The organism is Nocardia glycosmidis, from assembly GCF_052545115.1.
In genome coordinates this window covers 1-3172 of record NZ_JBQWRH010000044.1, presented here as the reverse complement: position 1 = coordinate 3172, position 3172 = coordinate 1, and the positions used below count along the sequence as shown (strand labels likewise).

The 3172-nt window shown below is 66.2% G+C and carries 1 protein-coding gene; it reads right to left on the bottom strand.

The genetic code is table 11. The features are described 5' to 3' along the window. Positions 1-61: 61 nt before the first annotated feature. Positions 62-3172 (bottom strand): pyruvate carboxylase (locus ACT86A_RS27355; protein ID WP_445095106.1); only part of this gene is annotated, 3111 nt, incomplete at its 5' end.

Here is a 3172-nt window from a genome sequence, read left to right as displayed (position 1 = left end):
CGGGTGCCGGCGGGTGGTACCCGTAGGCGTCGCCCGCCGGCGGTGCCGGCGACGATGCGGGTCATCCGGCGGCGGTTTCCCGTAGGGTCAGCTCGATCAGCAGGTCCCCGCCCTCGACCTGCTGCACCGGCCCGATCGCGACCCGCCCGACGATCCCGGCGCGGGACGCGGTGATCGCGGCTTCCATCTTCATCGCCTCGATCGTGGCGACGGTGTCCCCGGCAGCGACCGTATCGCCCTCCGCGACCGCCAGGGTCACCACCCCGGCGAACGGGGCCGCGACATGCCCGGGATCGGTCCGGTTCGCCTTCTCCGCCGCCGGGACCTCGCTGGCGACCGCACGGTCACGCACCGAGATCGGCCGCAACTGCCCATTCAGGATGCACATCACCGTCCGCATCCCCCGCTCGTCGGGCTCGGAAATCGCTTCCAACCCGATCAACAGGGTCACCCCCTTCTCCAACTGCACCCGATGTTCCTCACCACGGCGCAAACCGTAGAAGAACTGATTCGCCGACAACCCCGTGGTATCCCCGTACTTCTCCCGATGCGCCAGGAACTCCGCGGTCGGCCCCGGGAACAGCAACCGGTTCAACGTCGCCCGACGCTGCAGCGAACCGCCCGCCAAACCGTCCTCATCCCCCCGCGTGAGCGGCGTCTCCGGCTTCGCCGCCCCCCGCCCCGCCAGCGCCTTACTGCGGAACGGCTCCGGCCAGCCACCCGCCGGGGTCCCCAACTCCCCCCGCAGAAACCCGATCACCGAATCCGGAATGTCATACCGGCCCGGATCCGCCGCGAAATCCTCCACCGCCACCCCGGTACCGACCAACGCCAACGCCAGATCACCAACCACCTTCGACGACGGCGTCACCTTCACCAACCGCCCCAACAACCGATCCGCCGCCGCGTACTTCGCCTCCACCTCCTCGAACCGGTCCCCCAACCCCAACGCGATCGCCTGCTGCCGCAAATTCGACAACTGCCCACCCGGAATCTCATGCGTATACACCCGCCCCGTCGGCGCCGGCAACCCCGACTCGAACGGCGCATACACCTTCCGCAACGCCTCCCAATACGGCTCCAGATCACACACATTCGCCAAACTCAACCCGGTATCGAACTCCGTGTGCGCCGCCGCCGCCACAATCGCCGACAACGCCGGCTGACTGGTCGTACCCGCCATCGCCGCACTCGCCCCATCCACCGCATCCGCCCCCGCCTGCCACGCCGCCAAATACGTCGCCAACTGCCCACCCGGCGTGTCATGCGTATGCACATGCACCGGCAGATCGAAATTCGCCCGCAACGCCGACACCAACGTCGCCGCCGCCGGCGCCCGCAACAACCCCGCCATATCCTTGATCGCCAGCACATGCGCCCCCGCATCCACGATCTGCTCAGCCAGCTTCAAGTAATAATCCAACGTATACAACGACTCCCCCGGATCCGCCAGATCCCCCGTATAACTCAACGCGACCTCCGCGACCGCCGACCCCGTCTCCCGCACCGCATCGATCGCCGGACGCATCTGATCCACATTGTTCAACGCATCGAAAATCCGGAAAATATCGATACCCGTCCCCGCCGCCTCCGACACAAACGCCCGCGTCACCACCTCCGGATACGGCGTATACCCCACCGTATTCCGCCCCCGCAACAACATCTGCAAACAAATATTCGGCACCGCCTCCCGCAACGCCGCCAACCGCTCCCACGGATCCTCGAACAAAAACCGCAACCCCACATCATACGTCGCCCCACCCCACGCCTCGATCGACAACAACTCCGGCATCAACCGCGCCACATGCCCCGCCACCCCCAACAAACCACCCGTCCGCACCCGCGTCGCCAACAACGACTGATGCGCATCACGGAACGTCGTATCCGTAACCCCCACCCCCTTCTGCTCCCGCAACGCCCGCGCAAACCCCTCCGGCCCCAACGCCAACAACCGCTGCCGCGAACCATCCCGCGGCGCCACACCCAAATCCACCACCGGCAACTTGTCATGCGGATACACCGCCGTCGGCCGCTCCCCATGCGGCTTATTCACCGTCACATCCGCCAAATACTCGAGAATCTTCGAGGCCCGGTCCGCCGACCGGTTCTCGACGAGTAGTTGTGGGCGTTCATCGATGAACGAGGTCGTCACGTGCCCGGAGCGGAAGTCGTTGTCATCCAGAACGGCCTGGAGGAAGGGGATATTGGTGGCGAGGCCGCGGATGCGGAATTCCGCGATCGCCCGGCGTGCGCGCGCGACGGCGCTGGAGAAATCTCTCCCTCGGCAGGTCAATTTGACCAGCATCGAGTCGAAATGGGCGCCGATCTCCGCGCCGACGTGCGTACCACCGTCCAATCGCACGCCCGCGCCGCCGGGGGTGCGATAGCCGGTGATGCGGCCGGTATCCGGACGGAACCCGTTCGCCGGATCCTCCGTCGTGATCCGGCACTGCAACGCCGCACCCCGAATCGACACCGACTCCTGACTCAACCCCAGATCAGCCAAAGACTCCCCCGCCGCGATCCGCAACTGCGCCTGCACCAAATCCACATCGGTGATCTCCTCGGTCACCGTATGCTCCACCTGAATCCGCGGATTCATCTCGATGAACACATGATTACCACGCTCATCCAGCAGAAACTCCACCGTCCCCGCACACGAATACCCGATCTCCCGCGCAAACGCCACCGCATCCGCACACATCCGCTCCCGCAACCCCGGATCCAGATTCGGCGCCGGCGCCAACTCGATCACCTTCTGATGCCGCCGCTGCACCGAACAATCCCGCTCGAACAGATGCATCACATTCCCATGCTGATCCGCCAGAATCTGCACCTCGATATGCCGCGGATTCACCACCGCCTGCTCCAAGAACACCGTCGGATCACCGAACGCCGACTCCGCCTCCCGCGACGCCGCCTCGATCGACTCCCGCAACAACTCCACACTCGCGACCCGCCGCATCCCCCGACCCCCACCACCCGCGACCGCCTTCACGAACACCGGGAACTCCAACTCCCCCGCCGCCGCCACCAACTCCTCCACATCCGCCGACGGCGCACTCGACCGCAACACCGGCAACCCCGCCGCCCGCGCCGCCTCAACCGCCCGCGCCTTATTCCCCGCCAACTCCAACACCTCAGCCGACGGCCCCACAAACGTGATCCCCGC